The sequence below is a fragment of the Aquimarina megaterium XH134 genome (assembly GCF_000520975.1).
In the GTDB taxonomy this organism is placed as follows: domain Bacteria; phylum Bacteroidota; class Bacteroidia; order Flavobacteriales; family Flavobacteriaceae; genus Aquimarina; species Aquimarina megaterium.
Genome location: NZ_JACB01000014.1, coordinates 13652 through 31294, shown reverse-complemented (window position 1 = coordinate 31294; position 17643 = coordinate 13652). Strand labels below are relative to the sequence as shown.

20 protein-coding genes are annotated in these 17643 nt (G+C 33.4%); 12 read left to right on the top strand and 8 right to left on the bottom strand.

Annotated elements, in window-relative coordinates; genetic code table 11:
• Nucleotides 1–106: 106 nt before the first annotated feature.
• On the bottom strand, nt 107–265 hold the full coding sequence (locus Z053_RS32130; protein WP_316930174.1) for a hypothetical protein: 159 nt from the start codon (nt 263–265) through the stop codon (nt 107–109).
• Between Z053_RS32130 and Z053_RS0110055 the strand changes: the two genes are divergently transcribed.
• The 9 genes from Z053_RS0110055 to Z053_RS30040 all read left to right on the top strand — a co-directional run bounded on the left by Z053_RS0110055 (nt 201) and on the right by Z053_RS30040 (nt 7454).
• Nucleotides 201–848, top strand: a complete 648-nt coding sequence (locus Z053_RS0110055; protein ID WP_316930173.1) for an ABC transporter ATP-binding protein — start codon at nt 201–203, stop codon at nt 846–848. The genes Z053_RS32130 and Z053_RS0110055 overlap by 65 nt on opposite strands.
• Before the next feature lie 355 nt (nt 849–1203).
• Nucleotides 1204–2226: a hypothetical protein gene (locus tag Z053_RS0110050; RefSeq protein WP_025664887.1), complete on the top strand. Its 1023-nt coding sequence runs from the start codon at nt 1204–1206 to the stop codon at nt 2224–2226.
• Between the two features lie 124 nt (nt 2227–2350).
• Complete coding sequence (locus Z053_RS0110045) at nt 2351–2707, top strand: MmcQ/YjbR family DNA-binding protein (RefSeq protein ID WP_025664886.1); 357 nt, start codon at nt 2351–2353, stop codon at nt 2705–2707.
• An 82-nt stretch (nt 2708–2789) separates the two neighbouring features.
• On the top strand, nt 2790–4136 hold the full coding sequence (rmuC, locus tag Z053_RS0110040) for a DNA recombination protein RmuC (protein ID WP_025664885.1): 1347 nt from the start codon (nt 2790–2792) through the stop codon (nt 4134–4136).
• A 24-nt stretch (nt 4137–4160) separates the two neighbouring features.
• Nucleotides 4161–4499 carry a hypothetical protein gene (locus tag Z053_RS28300; RefSeq protein WP_035095769.1) on the top strand — a complete coding sequence of 113 codons (339 nt, stop codon included), beginning with the start codon at nt 4161–4163 and terminating at the stop codon, nt 4497–4499.
• 385 nt (nt 4500–4884) lie between these two features.
• Nucleotides 4885–6045 carry a serine hydrolase domain-containing protein gene (locus tag Z053_RS0110030; RefSeq protein WP_035095766.1) on the top strand — a complete coding sequence of 387 codons (1161 nt, stop codon included), beginning with the start codon at nt 4885–4887 and terminating at the stop codon, nt 6043–6045.
• 2 nt (nt 6046–6047) lie between these two features.
• Nucleotides 6048–6416: a hypothetical protein gene (locus Z053_RS0110025; RefSeq protein WP_025664882.1), complete on the top strand. Its 369-nt coding sequence runs from the start codon at nt 6048–6050 to the stop codon at nt 6414–6416.
• A 43-nt stretch (nt 6417–6459) separates the two neighbouring features.
• Complete coding sequence (locus Z053_RS0110020) at nt 6460–7002, top strand: acyl-CoA thioesterase (RefSeq protein ID WP_025664881.1); 543 nt, start codon at nt 6460–6462, stop codon at nt 7000–7002.
• A gap of 71 nt (nt 7003–7073) precedes the next feature.
• Nucleotides 7074–7454 carry a c-type cytochrome gene (locus tag Z053_RS30040; RefSeq protein WP_025664880.1) on the top strand — a complete coding sequence of 127 codons (381 nt, stop codon included), beginning with the start codon at nt 7074–7076 and terminating at the stop codon, nt 7452–7454.
• 85 nt (nt 7455–7539) lie between these two features.
• Here the strand turns inward: Z053_RS30040 and Z053_RS0110010 are convergent, their stop codons facing one another.
• The 4 genes from Z053_RS0110010 to rpmH all read right to left on the bottom strand — a co-directional run bounded on the left by Z053_RS0110010 (nt 7540) and on the right by rpmH (nt 12843).
• Nucleotides 7540–8757, bottom strand: a complete 1218-nt coding sequence (locus Z053_RS0110010; protein WP_025664879.1) for a S8 family peptidase — start codon at nt 8755–8757, stop codon at nt 7540–7542.
• 629 nt (nt 8758–9386) lie between these two features.
• On the bottom strand, nt 9387–9515 hold the full coding sequence (locus Z053_RS32075) for a hypothetical protein (RefSeq protein WP_255518909.1): 129 nt from the start codon (nt 9513–9515) through the stop codon (nt 9387–9389).
• Between the two features lie 216 nt (nt 9516–9731).
• Nucleotides 9732–12584 carry a carbamoyl-phosphate synthase large subunit gene (carB, locus tag Z053_RS0109995; protein ID WP_025664878.1) on the bottom strand — a complete coding sequence of 951 codons (2853 nt, stop codon included), beginning with the start codon at nt 12582–12584 and terminating at the stop codon, nt 9732–9734.
• Nucleotides 12585–12684: 100 nt separating this feature from the next.
• Nucleotides 12685–12843: a 50S ribosomal protein L34 gene (gene rpmH / locus Z053_RS30685; protein WP_074410140.1), complete on the bottom strand. Its 159-nt coding sequence runs from the start codon at nt 12841–12843 to the stop codon at nt 12685–12687.
• 176 nt (nt 12844–13019) lie between these two features.
• On the opposite strand from rpmH, the gene Z053_RS0109990 reads away from it, so the two are divergent.
• From Z053_RS0109990 to Z053_RS28290, 3 genes are all read left to right on the top strand, one after another.
• Nucleotides 13020–13904, top strand: a complete 885-nt coding sequence (locus Z053_RS0109990; protein ID WP_152538287.1) for a DUF6263 family protein — start codon at nt 13020–13022, stop codon at nt 13902–13904.
• An 8-nt stretch (nt 13905–13912) separates the two neighbouring features.
• The gene (locus Z053_RS0109985; RefSeq protein WP_025664876.1) at nt 13913–14428 is read left to right on the top strand and encodes a hypothetical protein; all 516 of its coding nucleotides are present in this window, start codon (nt 13913–13915) and stop codon (nt 14426–14428) included.
• 150 nt (nt 14429–14578) lie between these two features.
• Nucleotides 14579–15385: a TlpA family protein disulfide reductase gene (locus Z053_RS28290; RefSeq protein WP_025664875.1), complete on the top strand. Its 807-nt coding sequence runs from the start codon at nt 14579–14581 to the stop codon at nt 15383–15385.
• A gap of 7 nt (nt 15386–15392) precedes the next feature.
• On the opposite strand, the gene Z053_RS0109975 is transcribed toward Z053_RS28290, so the two are convergent.
• The 3 genes from Z053_RS0109975 to Z053_RS0109965 all read right to left on the bottom strand — a co-directional run bounded on the left by Z053_RS0109975 (nt 15393) and on the right by Z053_RS0109965 (nt 17597).
• Entirely contained in the window at nt 15393–15761 is a 369-nt protein-coding gene (locus tag Z053_RS0109975) for a sulfite exporter TauE/SafE family protein (RefSeq protein WP_025664874.1), read from the bottom strand.
• A 146-nt stretch (nt 15762–15907) separates the two neighbouring features.
• Entirely contained in the window at nt 15908–16858 is a 951-nt protein-coding gene (locus Z053_RS0109970; protein WP_025664873.1) for a lytic transglycosylase domain-containing protein, read from the bottom strand.
• A gap of 67 nt (nt 16859–16925) precedes the next feature.
• Entirely contained in the window at nt 16926–17597 is a 672-nt protein-coding gene (locus tag Z053_RS0109965; protein WP_025664872.1) for a hypothetical protein, read from the bottom strand.
• Nucleotides 17598–17643 lie beyond the last annotated feature (46 nt).

Below are 17643 nucleotides of genomic sequence, written 5' to 3'. Positions count from 1 at the left end.
TTCTATTCTTTATATTTGATATAGAAAACTTTGAACCCTAAAACCTTAAATCTATTAATCGTGAAGCCTTAAATATCGTTCTTAAAACAGAAGATCTCTCTATTGGTTATCGCACCAAAAAGGAACTTAATGTTATTGCAGCAGATATCAATCTAAAATTACACGAAGGAGAACTAGTAGGATTGGTAGGTGCCAATGGTATCGGTAAATCTACCTTACTACGCACTCTATCCCGTGTACAACCTGCTCTACATGGTAAAGTCATGTTATCTGATATAGAACTTCAATCCTACAAATCTGTCGAACTGGCTTCGCAGTTAAGTATTGTATTAACAGAACAAATTGCTTCAAAAAACCTAACAGTACAGGAATTAGTGGCCCTGGGTAGACAACCTTATACGAACTGGGTAGGAAAAATGGCAGAAGAAGATATAGAGCAAATAAAAAAAGCGATCGAGGTAACACATATTGGTGATTTAGTCGCCAAAAGATGTTTTGAACTTAGTGACGGGCAGTTACAAAAAGTACTTATCGCCCGTGCTATTGCCCAAGACACTCCTTTTATTATGCTGGATGAACCCACAACACATTTAGACGTCTACCACAAAGCTTATATATTAAAACTACTTAAACGTCTAGCCTTTGAGACCAGAAAAACTATTCTTTTTTCGACTCATGAAATCGATTTTGCGATACAATTATGTGATAAAATGATTGTAATGAATCAAGATGGTTTCGAATTTGGAAGACCAAAAGAATTAGTACAATGCCGAGCTTTTTCGTCTCTTTTTCCCGAAGACCTGATTCTTTTTGATTCTAAATCTGGGAGATATAAAGTAAGAAGTTAAATTCTTGTAAAGCACCTGTGCTCTCCTACCTCTTTTTGCTTTTAACTTAGATTATGCATTAGAACTCCGTTATGAGGTTTGAAAACACCCTAAAACATAACATTTTCTTAGTTTTAGCATAGCAGTTTACTCGGAGTTTATCGAAGGGCTATGGTTTAACTGAAAAATGTAGTGCAACGGTATATTTTAAAGTAGTTTCAAGACGTAATAGACTTTCTAATGCATAATCCAGATTTAATTACACTTTATCGAATAAATCTGCTTATCAAGGGAAAACTGTAAAATTTTGAAGTTACTAACACCTTACAATTAGTCTGGAAAGCTATAATTTTATCACAAATTATAAATTAAACCTATGAATACCATGTTAAAACTCAAATCAATTGTAACTTTATTAATCATCGCAACTTTTACATTTAGCTGTAGCTCTGATGATAATGACGATCTTATTCCTACTGATGGTGAAATATTTGATGCAGAACTTATCGTATCAGAATCCGGTGTTGGTGATAATCGCACTGTTAATGTTACTGGAGGTGCTACCAATACAAGTATAAAATCAAAAGTAAAATTTTCTTCTACTACCAAATCGATGAGAAGATTATATATTACTCAAAATATTAATGGTGTAGGTGAAGAGCCATATGTATTTACATCACAAGAAGTTGATGAAAAACCTGATGGATCTTTGGACCTTGTAGGTGGAGACAAAAAAGATTTCGAATTTAAAATCGATCTACCAACGCCAAGTATGGCCAATGGTACTATTGTATATAAATTCTGGGCAACTACAGGAAGAGGTGATTTTAGAGATATTACAAAAAGAAATGCATTAGGAGATAATGTGCTAGGAACAATAACTGTAAAGTATGGTTTAGGTACAAATAGTGGTTCTGGTATTAAATCTTTTACACAAACTATACTATCTGCTCCTCTGGCAGACGGATCTTCTAAAACATTTATTTCTTTATTCAATGAAACAGTATATAAAATAAACCAAGGGGAAGAGTTTGCAGCTTTATGGGATTTTGGATACTATTATGGATTAACAGGAAAAGCATCTTTGGCTTCTTCTAATAATTATCCAACAAATATCATAGATGTACCAACCATTGGAGGTGTTACTGCTGATGAATTAAACAAAGCATATTTTGGACTATCCACTAAAACTGTAGCAGAATTCGAAGCAATAAGTAACAGAAGTGATTTAGATTTTGTTGTACAACCAGCAAATCAAAGAATTAATAATTTAGCCGTTAACAATATTATTGATTTTGTCGATAATTACGGTAATAAAGGCCTTATAAAAGTAGTAGAGATTTCTGGTACCGATGGAACAGGAGATTTCATTAAACTAGACATTAAAATACAAAACTAGAATCTCAATTTATAAAAAAGCCAGCTTTTCTATACCAATAAAAGGCTGGCTTTTTAGTTTATTATTCCCTTTTTTTAATTACATTTTGTAACTTCACTAAACAAGAGCAAAAAATAACTTAGTGATGAACATCGAAGAATACAGAGGATACTGTATTAGCAAAAAAGGAGTAACCGAATCTTTTCCTTTCGGAAAACTTCCTGATGTTTTAGTTTTTAAGGTATTAGGAAAAATGTTTACTGCAACAGATATATCTTCTTTTAAAGCCATAAGTGTAAAATGCAATCCCGACAATGTTGATATGCTAAGAGAAACCTATACCGCTGTAGAACCCCCGTCATACATGAGTAAAAAACACTGGAATAAAATAATAATGGATCACTCTATCCCAGATACTCTAATTAAACAATGGATAGACGACTCTTATGATTTGGTAATCAAAAAATTACCTGTTCGGGATCGAGATAAGCTAAAAGAATAGTAACATCATAAATATGAAAACTTCGGGTACTTCATCCAAATTTTCATTGCTTATCTTTATCTTTGAGTAAACAAAAGATTACATGTCAGAATACACACCGATTATCATTGCCGTTGGGGTAATCATCATATCAATTATCGTAGGCTTTTTTATTGGAAAATATGTAGTTTCATTACAACATAACAGTGAAAAAAGTGCTACTAATGAAAGGGCAAATTTGCTTCAATCTCAATTTGATGAGCTTAAAAACAATACCGAAAAACAACTTTCTGAATTGATTAAAGAACGTGAAGAGATTCGTAGAGAAAAAGATTTTCTCAATACAGAGCTTACGCGTCGTAATGCAGAATACGAAAATCTTCAACTTAAAAATACATCGCAAAAAGAAGAAGTAGAAAAACTTCAGGAAAAATTCACCAAAGAATTTGAGAACCTTGCCAATAAAATCCTCGATGAGAAGTCTAATAAATTTACCGAACAGAACAAAGAGAATATTAAAAGTATCCTGAATCCATTACAAGAAAAGATCAATACTTTTGAGAAAAAAGTAGAACAAACTCATAAAGAAAGTATCGATTATCACGCTGCGCTGCGCCAGCAAATAGTAGGCCTTAAAGACCTTAATGAACAAATGAGCAAAGAAGCTACTAATCTTACCAAAGCACTTAAAGGCGATAGTAAAATGCAAGGTAATTGGGGAGAATTGGTGTTAGAACGTGTATTAGAGAAGTCTGGATTAGAAAAAGATAGAGAGTATTTTGTACAACAAAGTTTTACTCTTGATAATGGACAACGAGTGATGCCCGATGTAGTGATTTATCTGCCAGACAGTAAAAAGATGGTTATTGACTCTAAAGTAGCACTTACTGCATATGAACGTTATATCAATGAAGAAAATGAAGAACTAAGAGGTACTCACCTTAAAGAACACATCACATCATTAAAACGTCATGTAGATCAACTTTCAGAAAAAAACTATCAAGATCTGTATGATATCGAATCACCAGATTTTATTTTGATGTTTGTTCCTATAGAACCCGCTTTCGCGATAGCGATTAATCAGGATAATAAATTATACAACCAGGCTTTCGAAAAAAATATAGTGATCGTTACTCCTTCTACCCTTTTGGCTACTTTGCGTACTATTGATACTATGTGGAATAATGAAAAACAACAACGTAACGCAATTGAGATTGCACGGCAGGCTGGGGCTCTATATGATAAGTTTGAAGGGTTAGTAAAAGATCTCACTGGGGTAGGTAAAAAGATAGATGATGCAAAAAAAGATTACTCTGCTGCAATGAATAAATTAGTTGAAGGGAGAGGAAATCTGATTACCAGTGTCGAAAAACTCAAAAAAATGGGGGCCAAAGCCAAAAAATCATTACCCGAAGCTGTGATTAAAAGAGCTACCGAAGAAAATGAATAATCAACAAAACATATATCAATAATCATGGAGTCAAGTTCTAACGTATCAGAAATTATACATAGGATCATTGGGGGGCTGTTTTACATTCTACCCATCCTTTTATTTATAATACTTACGATTTATTATATAAGCAAAAAAGGAACAACAAAAGAAGGTGTCCTTATACTTATCGGTAACATCCTGATCCTTGTTGTAGCAGTTTTACATCAATTTATCTATAGGTTTGTAGATTCATGGGGGTTTGACGCATACCTTATTATTAACTCTGGAATAAATACTATTTCATTCATTGGATCCATACTTTTCATAATCGGTTTCTATATAATGATCCAGAAAATTATTAAAAATAAGGTTTCTGAATAAAAACAATTATGGAGCAAGGTATTACAGAGATCATTAAACACATTTTTTTAGGCATTATAACCTCAATACCACAACTAGTTATAGCTATACTATGTATTTATTACATAATTAAAGTAGGATTAAAAACAGAAGGGATATTATTAACCACAGGTAGTATTATATCTTTATTATGTGGTATTTCGAATATTGTGGGTGCTACATATATTAGTACATTAGGAGTAGGTTCTTACGTAACCTTTATATATTTCATACAAGGTTTTTCCTTTTTAGGGTCAGTTCTTTTTGTAATTGGCTTTTTCTTATTGATTAAAAAAACAATAAAGTACTTTGTTCAACACTAAAAGATTGAAACTGGTATTTACAAATAATTAAAAGATGTAAACACATGAAATCTATACTTATAAAAATATATTTCTTTGTAGTTCTTTTCGGAAACGTTTTTCATATTGCTACTGCACAACAGATTTATTTTCCCGAACGCGGAAACTGGGAGGAAAAAAATCCAACCGAATTTAAAATAAATGCACAAAAGCTTCAGGAAGCGGTACAGTTTGCTCTGGATCATGAATACTCGGGATCAAAAGATCTACGCGAAGCTATTGTAAAAGGTTTTGAGCGAGAACCCTATCACAAAATCCTGGGGCCTACCAAAAAAAGAGGCGGTCCTGCTGGTCTCATCATTAAGGACGGATACATTATATCAAAATGGGGAGACGTAGACAGAGTAGATATGACATTTAGTGTTACCAAAAGTTATCTATCTACTATGGCTGGGTTAGCTATAGATAATAAGTTAATACATTCTGTTGATGATCACACCTATACTACCATATGGGATCATACCTTTGATGGAAAGCATAACAAGAAAATTACCTGGAGACACTTACTTACACAGTCCTCAGATTGGTCAGGACAACTATGGGGTGGATATGACTGGGCAGATCGTCCCCCAAGAAAAGGTGGTATCGATGATTGGAAATTTAGAAAACTCAGCGAACCCGGAACTGTCTTTGAGTACAACGATGTTCGTGTTAACGTATTGGCATATTCCTTATTACATGTTTGGAGAACTCCATTACCACAGGTACTAAAAGAAAAAATAATGAATCCTATCGGTGCATCAACCACATGGAGGTGGTATGGGTATGATAATTCTTGGGTTGCAGTTGATGGTATCAATATGCAATCTGTAAGCGGAGGTGGTCATTCTGGTGGTGGATTATTTATCAATACCTTAGATCATGCCCGGTTCGGATTACTTTTTCTTAACAACGGAAACTGGAACGGAACACAATTATTATCTGAAGAATGGATCAAAGAAGCGACCAAACCTTCGCAGGCCAACCCAAACTATGGTTTTATGTGGTGGCTTAACCAAAAAGGATCCAGGCATTGGGAAGGATTACCAGAACATTTATACTACGCTGCAGGCTTTGGTGGTAACTTTATTGTGATTGACCAAAAACAAAATCTGGTTGTAGTTACGCGATGGCTCGAACCCAATCAGATTGATGAATTTATGACCAAAGTATATAACGCATTCTAAATATGAAAAAAATACTCGCAATACTCATTATTGTAATTTTAACGCTTTTTGCTGCATGGTATGCATTTATATATTATGCATCTTATAGTGAAGGAACCCGAAGTGGTGAACTTATAAAATTTAGTAATAAAGGTGTGGTTTTTAAAACCTGGGAGGGCGAAATTAGTCAGGGGATCTCTGGAGCACAAATTTTTAGTTTTTCTGTTGAAAGCCAGAAAGAAGATATTATAAAGAAGCTCGAAAAATTTCAGGGTAGATATGTAAAACTAAAATATAAGGAGCGTTTTGCAAAAGTTTCCTGGCTTGGAGATACAAAGTATTTTGTGATCGATGTCGTTGAGGAAGACTCTCCTCACTTTAGAAATAAGTAGTATAGTTCTTACATCATACACTATCAACTAAATGAATAATAGAATGAAAAAGTACAAAACCAATACAGAATCCAGAGTAATTATTTCAGAACTCATGCTTCCCTCTCATTCTAATTTTAGTGGAAAAATACATGGTGGTTATATCTTGTCTTTGATGGATCAAATTGCTTTTGCATGTGCTTCCAAACATTCTGAGGCTTATTGCGTGACTGCCAGTGTAGATAAAGTGGATTTCTTAAAACCTATCGAAGTTGGCGAACTTGTAACGCTTAAAGCATCAGTAAATCATGTAGGCAATACTTCTATGGTTGTTGGAGTACGAGTCGAGGCAGAAAACATACAAACCGGTAAAGTAAAACATTGTAATTCGAGTTACTTTACTATGGTGGCTAAAAACGACAAAGGTAAAAGTGTTCCTATACCAGGGTTAATTTTAGAAAACAAAACTGCAATACGTCGATTTGTAAGAAGTATTATACGTAAAGAAGATGCAGTTACAAGGCGTAATCGTTTTAAAGATTCAGAATTTGAGCTCGAATCTCATCTGGAAATCCTTGACCAATATAATGTAAAGATCGACTTATAATTAAGTCAAGATCATTACATCATACTATCTATTAGCAAAATCTTTGTATATTTCATACAAAAACCCCCGTTATGGAAAGTATATTCAAAAAAATTTCAATACTGCTCATCACCTTACTTTGCTTTAACTGTAGCAGTGGTGATGATAGCCCGCAACCTAATCCCAATCCGGATCCCGATACAAACCCAAACCCGAATAAAATTACAACTTATGATGCAGATGTTAAGGCAATTATAGATGCTCAATGTGTACGTTGTCACACTGTTCCTGCACAAAACGGAGCTCCTTTTCCTATGCGCAATTACACCGAAACTATAGTTGGAGTAAATAGAGATCTTGTTCTTTTAGTTAAATCAACAGGAGCTAATGTAATGCCTCCAGAAGGTAGGTTACCACAGGCAACAATAGATATTATTTTAGATTGGGAAGCTGATGGTTTTTTAGAAAAATAACATTGTAACTCTCTCTTAAAACACAAAAAAGAGGCTGGAATCACCCAGCCTCTCTAATACATACTCAAAATATGAAACTACCGTATTAATTTGTGGTAGCTATAGGAGCCGAGTGGCCTCCTTTACTTACAGAACCATCTGTTCCTGTACTGTTACCTCTTAGTAATAATATTCCTGCCACGTGTGGTGACGCCATAGAAGTACCAGAGATTCTATTAAATTGTCCGTTTAACCACGTAGACCATACTTGCGTACCTGGAGCCCAACGATCTACACTTCTTCCGTAATTAGAAGTTCCTGCAGGACCATCATTTCTGGTCATATTACCAACATTCCAAGAGTTTCTAGTTCGTAATCTTTGTGGTGAATAATACTGTGTATCATCATTACTATTACCCGCAGCCATAGCCCCGTAAGTTGTTCTTTCCAGATTTCTAAATGCATTATCTATAGTTACATTAGTATGACGATTTCTATATCCTACACTATAATTCCAGGTATCTCCATTTCTTGCATTTCTGGCTACATAATCTATACCGCCAAGTATACCTGCATCACTACCACTACCCTGTGCATTTAAAACTCTTACAGAAACAACTGTAGCGCCATAGGCCACACCAATAACTCCAGAACCATTATTTTTTGCAGCAACTGTTCCTGCTACGTGAGTTCCGTGTCCGTTTTGATCTTGCCACGATCCACCAACAAAACTTCTGCTTCGGTTAGTATCAATGTTTAAATCACTATGAGGCGCAATCCCACTATCAATGATCCAGCAAGTTCTACCAGTACCATTTGATCTACCTACTCTATTTATACCCCATGGTAAAAAGTCTCCACTAGGTAACCAAGAACCTTTGTTCGCTGCTTTATTATCTACAGTTGCAGGAAGTTGACTCACAGGTTTTCCCATTTCAACATCCAGTGTTCTGATATAATTAGGCTGTACATGTGCAATTTCTGGGTCATTTTTAAGTGTTCTCACCTGCTTTTCAGATAAATTTTCTATATGAAAACCTTGGATAGCACTGCTGTAGATTTGCTTTATATTATTCTCTGCTATCGCATATTTGGATAACGTTTGCTGGGATTTAGCTTTCATACCAGCACTTTTACCAAATAGAGATTCATCTTCTTTATAAATTATGATATATTCTCCAGGTATCGCCTGTTCTGCTCCTACAGTTTCTGTAGTTTCTATTCCCGTTTCTATATCGGTAACCCCATCGGCGTCTTTCTCACAACTATAAAAGAAGAAAGAAAAGACTGTTAGTATACTTAAAAATTTCAGTTGAGTTTTCATTATTGTTTGATTTTTCTATTAAATGTTTTAATTCTAGATTTTAAATTAAAAATGTTGAGCTCTCATTAAAATTTGTTATTCAAAAGTAGAGATAAATTCAAATAAACAAATACGGCAAACACGTAACAAACAAATAGTTACATTTCATTTATTTAACTTCAATCTAAATAAACCATCCCTTGATTTTCAATAATGCAACAGTGTTGCATTATTGAAAATCAAGGGATTAAACGAAAAACTGGAACCGACAATTTAGGGGAAATTTCAGCAGAAAAACGGCATCATAAACCAAAAGGGAATAAGGTCAATTTAACTATATTTAACACATAATTAGCTTTAAATTAACATATATACGAATCTTATTCGATAAGAATTAGTGCTATTTCTATAATATTATTATCAAAAAAATTATGCTTTTTGGACTAAAATGTGTGTTTTTTCTAAAATTCTAACAAAAAAATTAATTTTTACATAATCCAGATATCTATAAAAAAACAAAATCATGCATTTCAAAATTCATATTCATATATTAGAATTTAGTTAGTAGATGTATTTAATAAAAAAGCTATTGCCTAATATCTACATATCAAACAATAGCTTTCCCTAATTTCTAGCGATAATTTATATCACTAAAAATCAATCTCTTCAGAATTTTCATCCATAAATCCACTACTCCTTCTTCTTCTTAATGCTACTCCCACTCTTCTTACTCTTCTCCTTGTTCCCCCCATAATAGAATGTAATTCTTGTTTTTCCAATTTTTTGAAATTTAAATTTTTCATGCTATAAAAGTTTTATTTGTACTATGTTATTTATCTAGACCAAAGAACATGAATAAAAAAAGTAAAACACAAAACCAGGCTAAGAAATAGGTCTGAATGTATACAACTCTACAGTTTTAATGTATATGACAAATAAAAAAACCAGATTGTATATTCTACAATCTGGTTTTTATAAATTCTATATATAAGATCCTATTTACTCAAATACATTTTACGTCTTGAATATAGATCATAAAATTGATCATCTTTAAGATCATCAATAAACAAGATACTCTCTCCGGTACTTTTCATTTCTGGACCTAATTTCTTATTAACATTAGGGAATTTATTGAAAGAGAATACAGGTTGCTTAATGGCATATCCCTCTAAGTGGGGTTTAAAGTCAAAATCTGTCACTTTCTTTTCTCCCAGCATCACTTTGGTTGCATAATTTACATAAGGTTCTCCGTATGCCTTAGCAATAAAAGGTACTGTTCTCGAAGCTCTTGGGTTCGCCTCAATGATATATACCATATCATCTTTGATTGCAAACTGAATATTTATTAGCCCCACAGTGTTTAATGCTAATGCAATTTTATGTGTATGATCTTTAATCTGTTGCATTACAAATTCTCCAAGATTAAACGGAGGTAAAGTAGCATTAGAATCTCCAGAATGAATTCCACATGGTTCTATATGCTCCATAATTCCTATGATATACACATTTTCACCATCACATATTGCATCTGCTTCTGCTTCGATTGCACCATCCAAATAGTGATCTAATAGCAATTTATTATTAGGAATTTTACGTAATAAATCGACCACATGTTCTTCTAGTTCCTGCTTATTAATTACAATCTTCATGCCTTGCCCTCCTAATACATAAGACGGTCTCACCAAAATTGGAAAATCTAAACGGTCTGCCACCTCAAGTGCCTGATCTGCAGTTTCTGCAGTATCAAACTCGGGATATGGGATATTATTTTCTTGTAACAATTTAGAGAAATGCCCTCTATCTTCAGCAAGATCTAGTGATTGGTAACTTGTTCCTATAATCTTAATCCCATAGCGATCCAGCTTTTCGGCTAGTTTTAATGCAGTTTGCCCTCCAAGTTGAACAATTACTCCTTCGGGTTTCTCATGTCGGATAATATCATAAATATGTTCCCAAAATACAGGTTCAAAATATAGTTTATCTGCAGTATCAAAATCAGTAGATACAGTTTCTGGATTACAATTAATCATTATCGTTTCATATCCACACTCTGCAGATGCCAAAACGCCATGCACACAACAATAATCAAATTCTATTCCTTGTCCAATCCTGTTAGGTCCCGAACCTAAAACAACAATTTTCTTTTTATCACTAACAACACTCTCATTAGAGACCGATATTTCTCCTTCTGGTGTTTCTATTTCTGCTTCAAAAGTTGAATAAAAATAAGGAGTTTGAGCTTTAAATTCTGCAGCACAGGTGTCTACTAATTTATACACTCTTTTTATCCCTAATTCATCTCTCTTATTGTATACTTCACTTTCATAACACCCTACCATATGAGCTATCTGTCTATCTGCAAAACCTTTTTGTTTTGCTTCTAGTATTAATTCTTTGGTAAGGGATTGAATAGTATATGTTGAAATTTCTTTTTCAAGATTATATAATTCCTCATATTGTTTTAGGAACCACATATCTATTTTTGTGATTTCGTGTATTCTGCTTAATGGGATTCCCATCTGGATAGCGTCATAGATTACAAACACACGATCCCAACTGGCATAGGTAAGTTTATCTATAATTTGATCATAGTCTTTATATCCTTTTCCATCGGCACCAAGTCCGTTTCTTTTAATTTCTAAAGACTGAGTAGCTTTATGTAATGCTTCTTGAAACGATCTACCGATTGCCATAACTTCTCCAACAGATTTCATCTGAAGCCCTAATGTACGATCAGACCCTTCGAATTTGTCAAAATTCCATCGTGGTATTTTTACAATTACATAATCTAATGTAGGTTCGAATAAAGCCGAAGTAGATTGGGTAATCTGGTTATCTAATTCATCCAGATTATATCCAATAGCCAGTTTTGCAGCTATTTTTGCAATCGGATATCCTGTCGCTTTTGATGCCAATGCAGAAGAACGAGAAACTCTAGGATTAATCTCGATAGCAATAATATCTTCATTTTCATCGGGACTTACTGCGAATTGCACATTACATCCTCCTGCAAAATCTCCAATACTACGCATCATATGGATTGCCATATCACGCATACGCTGAAAAGTTTTATCACTTAACGTCATTGCTGGAGCAACCGTAATCGAATCTCCAGTATGGATTCCCATAGGATCCATATTCTCTATAGTACAAATAATAACTACATTATCATTATTATCTCTTAACAGTTCTAACTCATATTCTTTCCACCCAATCAGAGCTTTATCGATCATCACTTCGTGAATCGGAGAAACTTCTAACCCGCGAGTAAGTAATGTATCAAAGTCTTCTTCTTTATAAACAAAAGATGCCCCTGCACCACCAAGTGTATATGATGCTCTAATAACAAGAGGAAATCCAAATTCCTGAGCGATCTCTTTTCCTTTTAGGTAAGAATTGGCGGTTGCCTGAGGAGCCATAGGAATCCCAATAGAAAGCATTAGTTCTCTAAATTGCTCTCTATCCTCAGTAATATTTATAGCATCAATATCTACTCCTATGATCTCTACATCAAAATCTTTCCATATTCCTTTTTCATCTGCTTCTATACAAAGGTTAAGAGCAGTTTGTCCTCCCATTGTGGGTAATACAGCATCAATCTGAGGATGTTCTTTTAGAATCCCTATTATTGATTTGGTATTTAATGGTTTTAGGTATACATGATCCGCCATAGAAGGATCTGTCATAATAGTAGCTGGATTCGAATTGATCAGAATCGTTTCTATCCCATCTTCTCTTAAAGAACGTAGGGCTTGTGTACCAGAATAATCAAACTCACACGCTTGACCAATAACAATTGGTCCCGATCCTATAATAAGTATACTCTTTAGTTTTTCTCTTTTTGGCATGTAATAACGGTATTGCTTTTCCTATAAAATTATGTATTAGATATAAAAAAAGGCGTTACCTATAAAGTAACACCTTCAATATTTTTAATGAACGTTATCATTAGTGCTTATGTCTTAGTTCAGACGAAACAGATATCTTCTTTCTTCCTTTTGCTCTTCTACGAGCCAACACCTTTCTACCATTTGCAGAAGCCATACGCTCTCTGAAACCGTGTTTGTTTTTTCTCTTTCTCTTCGATGGTTGAAACGTTCTTTTCATTGCTATATATCTTTATAAATCTTCTTGAAATATCTAATTCGATCTTTTCTGAGAATTTCTTCCCAAAACTGCGGGCAAATATACAAAGAGTTTTTACTTTGACAAACGTAAATATCAAATATTTTTTATCCAAAAAAATTAGTTTCTTTGCACAAGAAAATCGCAATCCTGTTTTTATGAAAAAACCAATCCTTTTTATACTAGTATTGATACTGTCGATTACTGGTTTTTCTCAAACTGCTTTGCAATATAATCTTAATGTTGGAGATTCTTTTGCAATTCGTCAGGATTCTGAACAAATAATTACGCAAGATATTTCTGGAGGGCAACAAATAATCACAAATGATATTAGTGCAGAAATGTCTTTTATAGTGACAAAAATAGAAAACAGCTTGTTTTATATAGAAATGAAATACCAAACATTAAAAATGAAAACAAGCTCTCCTTCTCTAGGGGTTCTTATGGATATGGATACTTCTATAACGCCAGATTCTACAGATGTACAGGGACGTATTTTTCAAGGGCTAATCAATTCTCCTGTTACTATGGTAATGCAAAAAAATGGTAAAATTAATGCCTTAGAAGGAACAGAAGCCCTTATCGATAATATGATTAAAAATGCTGGTATTACAGATCCTAATGCTATAAAACAAGTTCGCATTAGTTTGGATCAACAATGGGGAGACAACCAATTATTAGGTAATTTTGAGCAAATGACATATATCTATGGTGATAATAATGGTACTGCGGGTGACAAGTGGGAAAATGAGTATACCGGTAAAATGAAAAGCAAAAATAAATGGAACATTGCTTCAATTATGGATGAGAGTGCTACAATTGCAGGCACATCAGAAATAGAAATGGAAAATACGAATGCCAGCGCTACTATAATAGTATCTGGTTCTCAAAAAGCAATGATCACAGTTAATAATAAAACGGGGCTTATGCTAGAAGGAAGCTCAGAAGGTATATGCAAAGGAAATACACTAATCTCTACTATGCCAGATACCAAAATACCGACATCAATAAAATTTAAAAATAACTACAAAACAATAAAATAAGGTTAAAAATGTACAACAAAAATATAAAATTAGTAATCGCAGCAATCGTTACCGGAGTAGCAATATGGCAGATAGTAGAAGGATATGTAGGTAATGGAATTATGCTTATTTTATTAGCTGCAATTTTCGTCTTTTTATATTTTAAAAACGAATTAATCCTCCTGGCTTTCTTAAGATTACGTAAACAAGATTTTGATGGTGCCAGAAAATGGTTAGACAAAATCAAAAACCCAGAAAGTGCTCTTACTACAAAACAACAAGGGTATTACAATTATCTTCTCGGTATTATGTTATCTCAGACCAACATCACACAAGCCGAAAAACACCTTAAAAAGGCAATAAAACTCGGATTATCGATGAATCAAGATCTTGCCGTGGCAAAATTAAATCTTGCCGGTATTGCAATGACAAAACGCCGTAAAAGAGAAGCTCAAATGTTGCTTACAGAAGCCAAAAAATTAGATAAACACAATATGCTTAAGGATCAGATCACTATGATGAAACAGCAAATGAAGAAAATTTAGGCATACTAATTGTACAGAAAATTACGTTTAATGATAGTTTAATACAATCTTTAGAACGTTTTTTAATTAAGTGAACATCAAAAAGTTTTACACCTAAAAAATGTTTTTTTGATGGCATTATATTACATTAGCTACCGTAATCTATTTATAATGAAGAAATTATTAGTATTAGGAATACTCTCTTTATATTTTAGCAATTCCTTTGCTCAAGAAGAAAGACAAATACCATTTTCGGTTGCTATTTCGGCGCATATCGTAAAATATAACCAAAAAATTGATCTTGCCTATAAAGATAAAGATCTGGAACGTGCAGAATTCTTATTTGACTCCCTGGTAACTAATCACCTTAGCGGAACCTATATGGATAACTTTAATGTATATCCGCTAAAAGGAGATCCTATTCTTTTAAGAGATTACGAAAAACCAATTTTTCTTATCACATATGCTTCTTGGTGTGTTCCTGGTATCGGAGAAATTCCTGCACTAAATGATTTAGCAGATAGATTTCATGATCAGATTGATTTTGTAGTACTCTTCTGGGATAATAAAGAGAAATTAAAAGAAAAAGTAAAAGAATACAATAGTAACATTCATTTAGTTCATATTGATGAAAAGACGAATCAGGATTCATATATTATCAATAAACTAAAACATGCATTAGGTTTTCCTATGATGTATTTTATGGATGGAAATAAAAAAATATTAGATATTAGAAAAATTGTTACTCATCACTCTAGTGAAACACTAAGTAACTCTTACAATATTCACTTTAATTCGTTATCCAAAGGCGTTTCTCTTTTAATTGCTGATCTGGATTTAAATACTGAAATAAATAATACCGAAGCTGAAGCAAAAGAAAATGAAGACGGACGTACAGATGAGGAGCGAAATATTGACGAAGAATACGAAAGATATAAGCGAGAACGAGATTCTATAAGTAACAAAAAGGATAATTAATAATTATCTATTTACCCATTATCATTTTTAGGGCTACCAGCAGTAATACTCCTCCAAAGATTTTTTTTAGTAATTCCTGGTTTATAGAAATTGCCAGTTTGCTTCCCAAATATCCCCCAATAATAAAGGTTACGGCTATTACAATCGCGTATTTCCAATTTACGAATCCCTCGTGATAATAATTATATGCTGCTAATAACGTTACAGGAACTGCCAATACAGCAAGACTGGTTCCTTGCGCTTCGTGTTGAGAAAAGTTTACCCACAAAATCAAAAGAGGAATCATAATCACGCTTCCTCCTATCCCCAATGTACCACTAAAAAACCCAGCTAATAATCCAATTAAGATTAACGAAATAAGTACTGAAGTATTCACACCTTTAAATTTTAATAATCACCTGGTAACTAATTATAAAATTAAGAACGTGTAATTACACAACGTTCTCTTATTAAAAGCAGTTTCAAATATGAGTTAAAACTACTTTAAAACAAGTTGCTAACTTAATAAAAAATCTCAAGTTTTTATTGCCCGGTTGTTGTTTTATAATATCCTTCTCTTGGTATTTTTATAAGATATTCTTTACCAGAATGATTATTTAAACGGGCTTCTCTAAGCCAGGGATTATGTAGTTTTAGAATCTTATAATTGATATCATATTGCTCAGCAAAGTCAGTAAAATCTGCAATAGGTTCATCTACCAGAACATTAAATGTAGGAATATGAGTATATAAATCTTCATTACTAAAGTTAAAGCCATATTTCTTTGGGTTGCTCAAGATTTCTTTTACTGCTACAATTCTGAACACATATCTTCCCGTTTCTTCTCCTAACAAAAGATCATAATATGAGGCTGCTTTTTGTTTTTCTAGTCGTCTATTAATCCCAGCTCTACCTGCATTATATGCTGCTGCTGCCAAAGTCCAGGAACCAAATTTTTCTTTTGCACTTTTAAGGTATTTACAAGCTACTTCTGTAGATTTTTCAATATGATAACGCTCATCTACATTTTCGTTTACCTCTAGTCCATATTCTTTTGCAGTACCTTTTAAGATTTGCCAAAATCCTGTTGCTCTTGCAGGAGATACTGCTTGAGTTAAACTACTTTCTATTACTGCCAAGTATTTAAAATCATCAGGAACACCCTGTTCTTTAAGAATTGGTTCTATAATAGGAAAATACTTATTAGCTCTCTTAAAAAGGAGTAAACCATTAGATTGCCAGTAGGTGTTAACCAACAATTCTCGATCCATTCGCTCTCTTATATCCGGATTTTCTATAGGAACTAATTCTCCAGAAAAATTAAGATTATCTGGCATTGCAATAGCATATACGTTATAATCATTTACTAATTTTTCTTCCAGAATTTCTTGAGCTAGTGGTTTTTCTGGCTGATGGTCTTGTGTAGCGTTTACTAAAATTCCGAAGGTGAACAGCACACCTAGAAGAACTAAAAATTTCTTAATTGTTTTCATTACTTAAGTAGATTTTGATTTTATTGGGGAATAAAATTTATTGTACAATATAGCGTAAAAAGTTAGATTAACGTAAGTTATCACTAATTATTTCGGGTAAATTTTTATTAAACCACCTTGCTCTATTTACAATCATAACATGAGTTCCCCCATCAACTGTTATACAATTTTTTATATTTGAGATAGGAAAAACGATGTCTTTATCCCCATGAATATGAACAAGATTATCTGGTGTTTTTTCCTGATTCCAACATACCATATTTTCTATAGCCCAATCCAAATACCTTTTATCATTTATAGATAAATATTTTTGATACATGGCTGCACGTTTTTTTGCAAAATCACCAAAAGCCAATTTTTCCCAATTATCTATCTTAGAAACTATTGCTGTTGGCAACAGTTTATAAGCCTTGGTTTTTCTGGCAATTTTAATTCGGGTAGGTAATTCGAACTTGTTTTTTACACTCGAAATAATAACAAGTTTCTTTAAACTCAAATACTTACTCATCTCTTGCACCATCACACCTCCAAACGATACCCCGATCAAAATACAGTTCTTATGCTCAATTTCTTCACACATACGTTTAGCATAATCCTCTATAGATTCATTCTTATTTGGGATTTTCCAAGGTAGGGTTTGAGTTACAAATTTATCCTTGGGAAGCTTAATATATTCGAATATCGAAACATCTGCTGCCATCCCTGGAACAAAGTAAACATGGCTAACTTCCTGCGACATAGGTATTTTAACAGTGGGTATTAAATTTAAAACTCTAATTTTCTTA

What these genes read in the sequence shown, in the direction of transcription:
- Z053_RS32130 (WP_316930174.1), bottom strand. Translation starts at nt 265, where the DNA reads ATGACTTTACCATGTAGAGCAGGTTGTACACGGGATAGAGTGCGTAGT.
- Z053_RS0110050 (WP_025664887.1), top strand. Translation starts at nt 1,204, where the DNA reads ATGAATACCATGTTAAAACTCAAATCAATTGTAACTTTATTAATCATC.
- Z053_RS0110045 (WP_025664886.1), top strand. Translation starts at nt 2,351, where the DNA reads ATGAACATCGAAGAATACAGAGGATACTGTATTAGCAAAAAAGGAGTA.
- rmuC (WP_025664885.1), top strand. Translation starts at nt 2,790, where the DNA reads ATGTCAGAATACACACCGATTATCATTGCCGTTGGGGTAATCATCATA.
- Z053_RS28300 (WP_035095769.1), top strand. Translation starts at nt 4,161, where the DNA reads ATGGAGTCAAGTTCTAACGTATCAGAAATTATACATAGGATCATTGGG.
- Z053_RS0110030 (WP_035095766.1), top strand. Translation starts at nt 4,885, where the DNA reads ATGAAATCTATACTTATAAAAATATATTTCTTTGTAGTTCTTTTCGGA.
- Z053_RS0110025 (WP_025664882.1), top strand. Translation starts at nt 6,048, where the DNA reads ATGAAAAAAATACTCGCAATACTCATTATTGTAATTTTAACGCTTTTT.
- Z053_RS0110020 (WP_025664881.1), top strand. Translation starts at nt 6,460, where the DNA reads ATGAAAAAGTACAAAACCAATACAGAATCCAGAGTAATTATTTCAGAA.
- Z053_RS30040 (WP_025664880.1), top strand. Translation starts at nt 7,074, where the DNA reads ATGGAAAGTATATTCAAAAAAATTTCAATACTGCTCATCACCTTACTT.
- Z053_RS0110010 (WP_025664879.1), bottom strand. Translation starts at nt 8,757, where the DNA reads ATGAAAACTCAACTGAAATTTTTAAGTATACTAACAGTCTTTTCTTTC.
- carB (WP_025664878.1), bottom strand. Translation starts at nt 12,584, where the DNA reads ATGCCAAAAAGAGAAAAACTAAAGAGTATACTTATTATAGGATCGGGA.
- rpmH (WP_074410140.1), bottom strand. Translation starts at nt 12,843, where the DNA reads ATGAAAAGAACGTTTCAACCATCGAAGAGAAAGAGAAAAAACAAACAC.
- Z053_RS0109990 (WP_152538287.1), top strand. Translation starts at nt 13,020, where the DNA reads ATGAAAAAACCAATCCTTTTTATACTAGTATTGATACTGTCGATTACT.
- Z053_RS0109985 (WP_025664876.1), top strand. Translation starts at nt 13,913, where the DNA reads ATGTACAACAAAAATATAAAATTAGTAATCGCAGCAATCGTTACCGGA.
- Z053_RS28290 (WP_025664875.1), top strand. Translation starts at nt 14,579, where the DNA reads ATGAAGAAATTATTAGTATTAGGAATACTCTCTTTATATTTTAGCAAT.
- Z053_RS0109970 (WP_025664873.1), bottom strand. Translation starts at nt 16,858, where the DNA reads ATGAAAACAATTAAGAAATTTTTAGTTCTTCTAGGTGTGCTGTTCACC.
- Z053_RS0109965 (WP_025664872.1), bottom strand. Translation starts at nt 17,597, where the DNA reads ATGTCGCAGGAAGTTAGCCATGTTTACTTTGTTCCAGGGATGGCAGCA.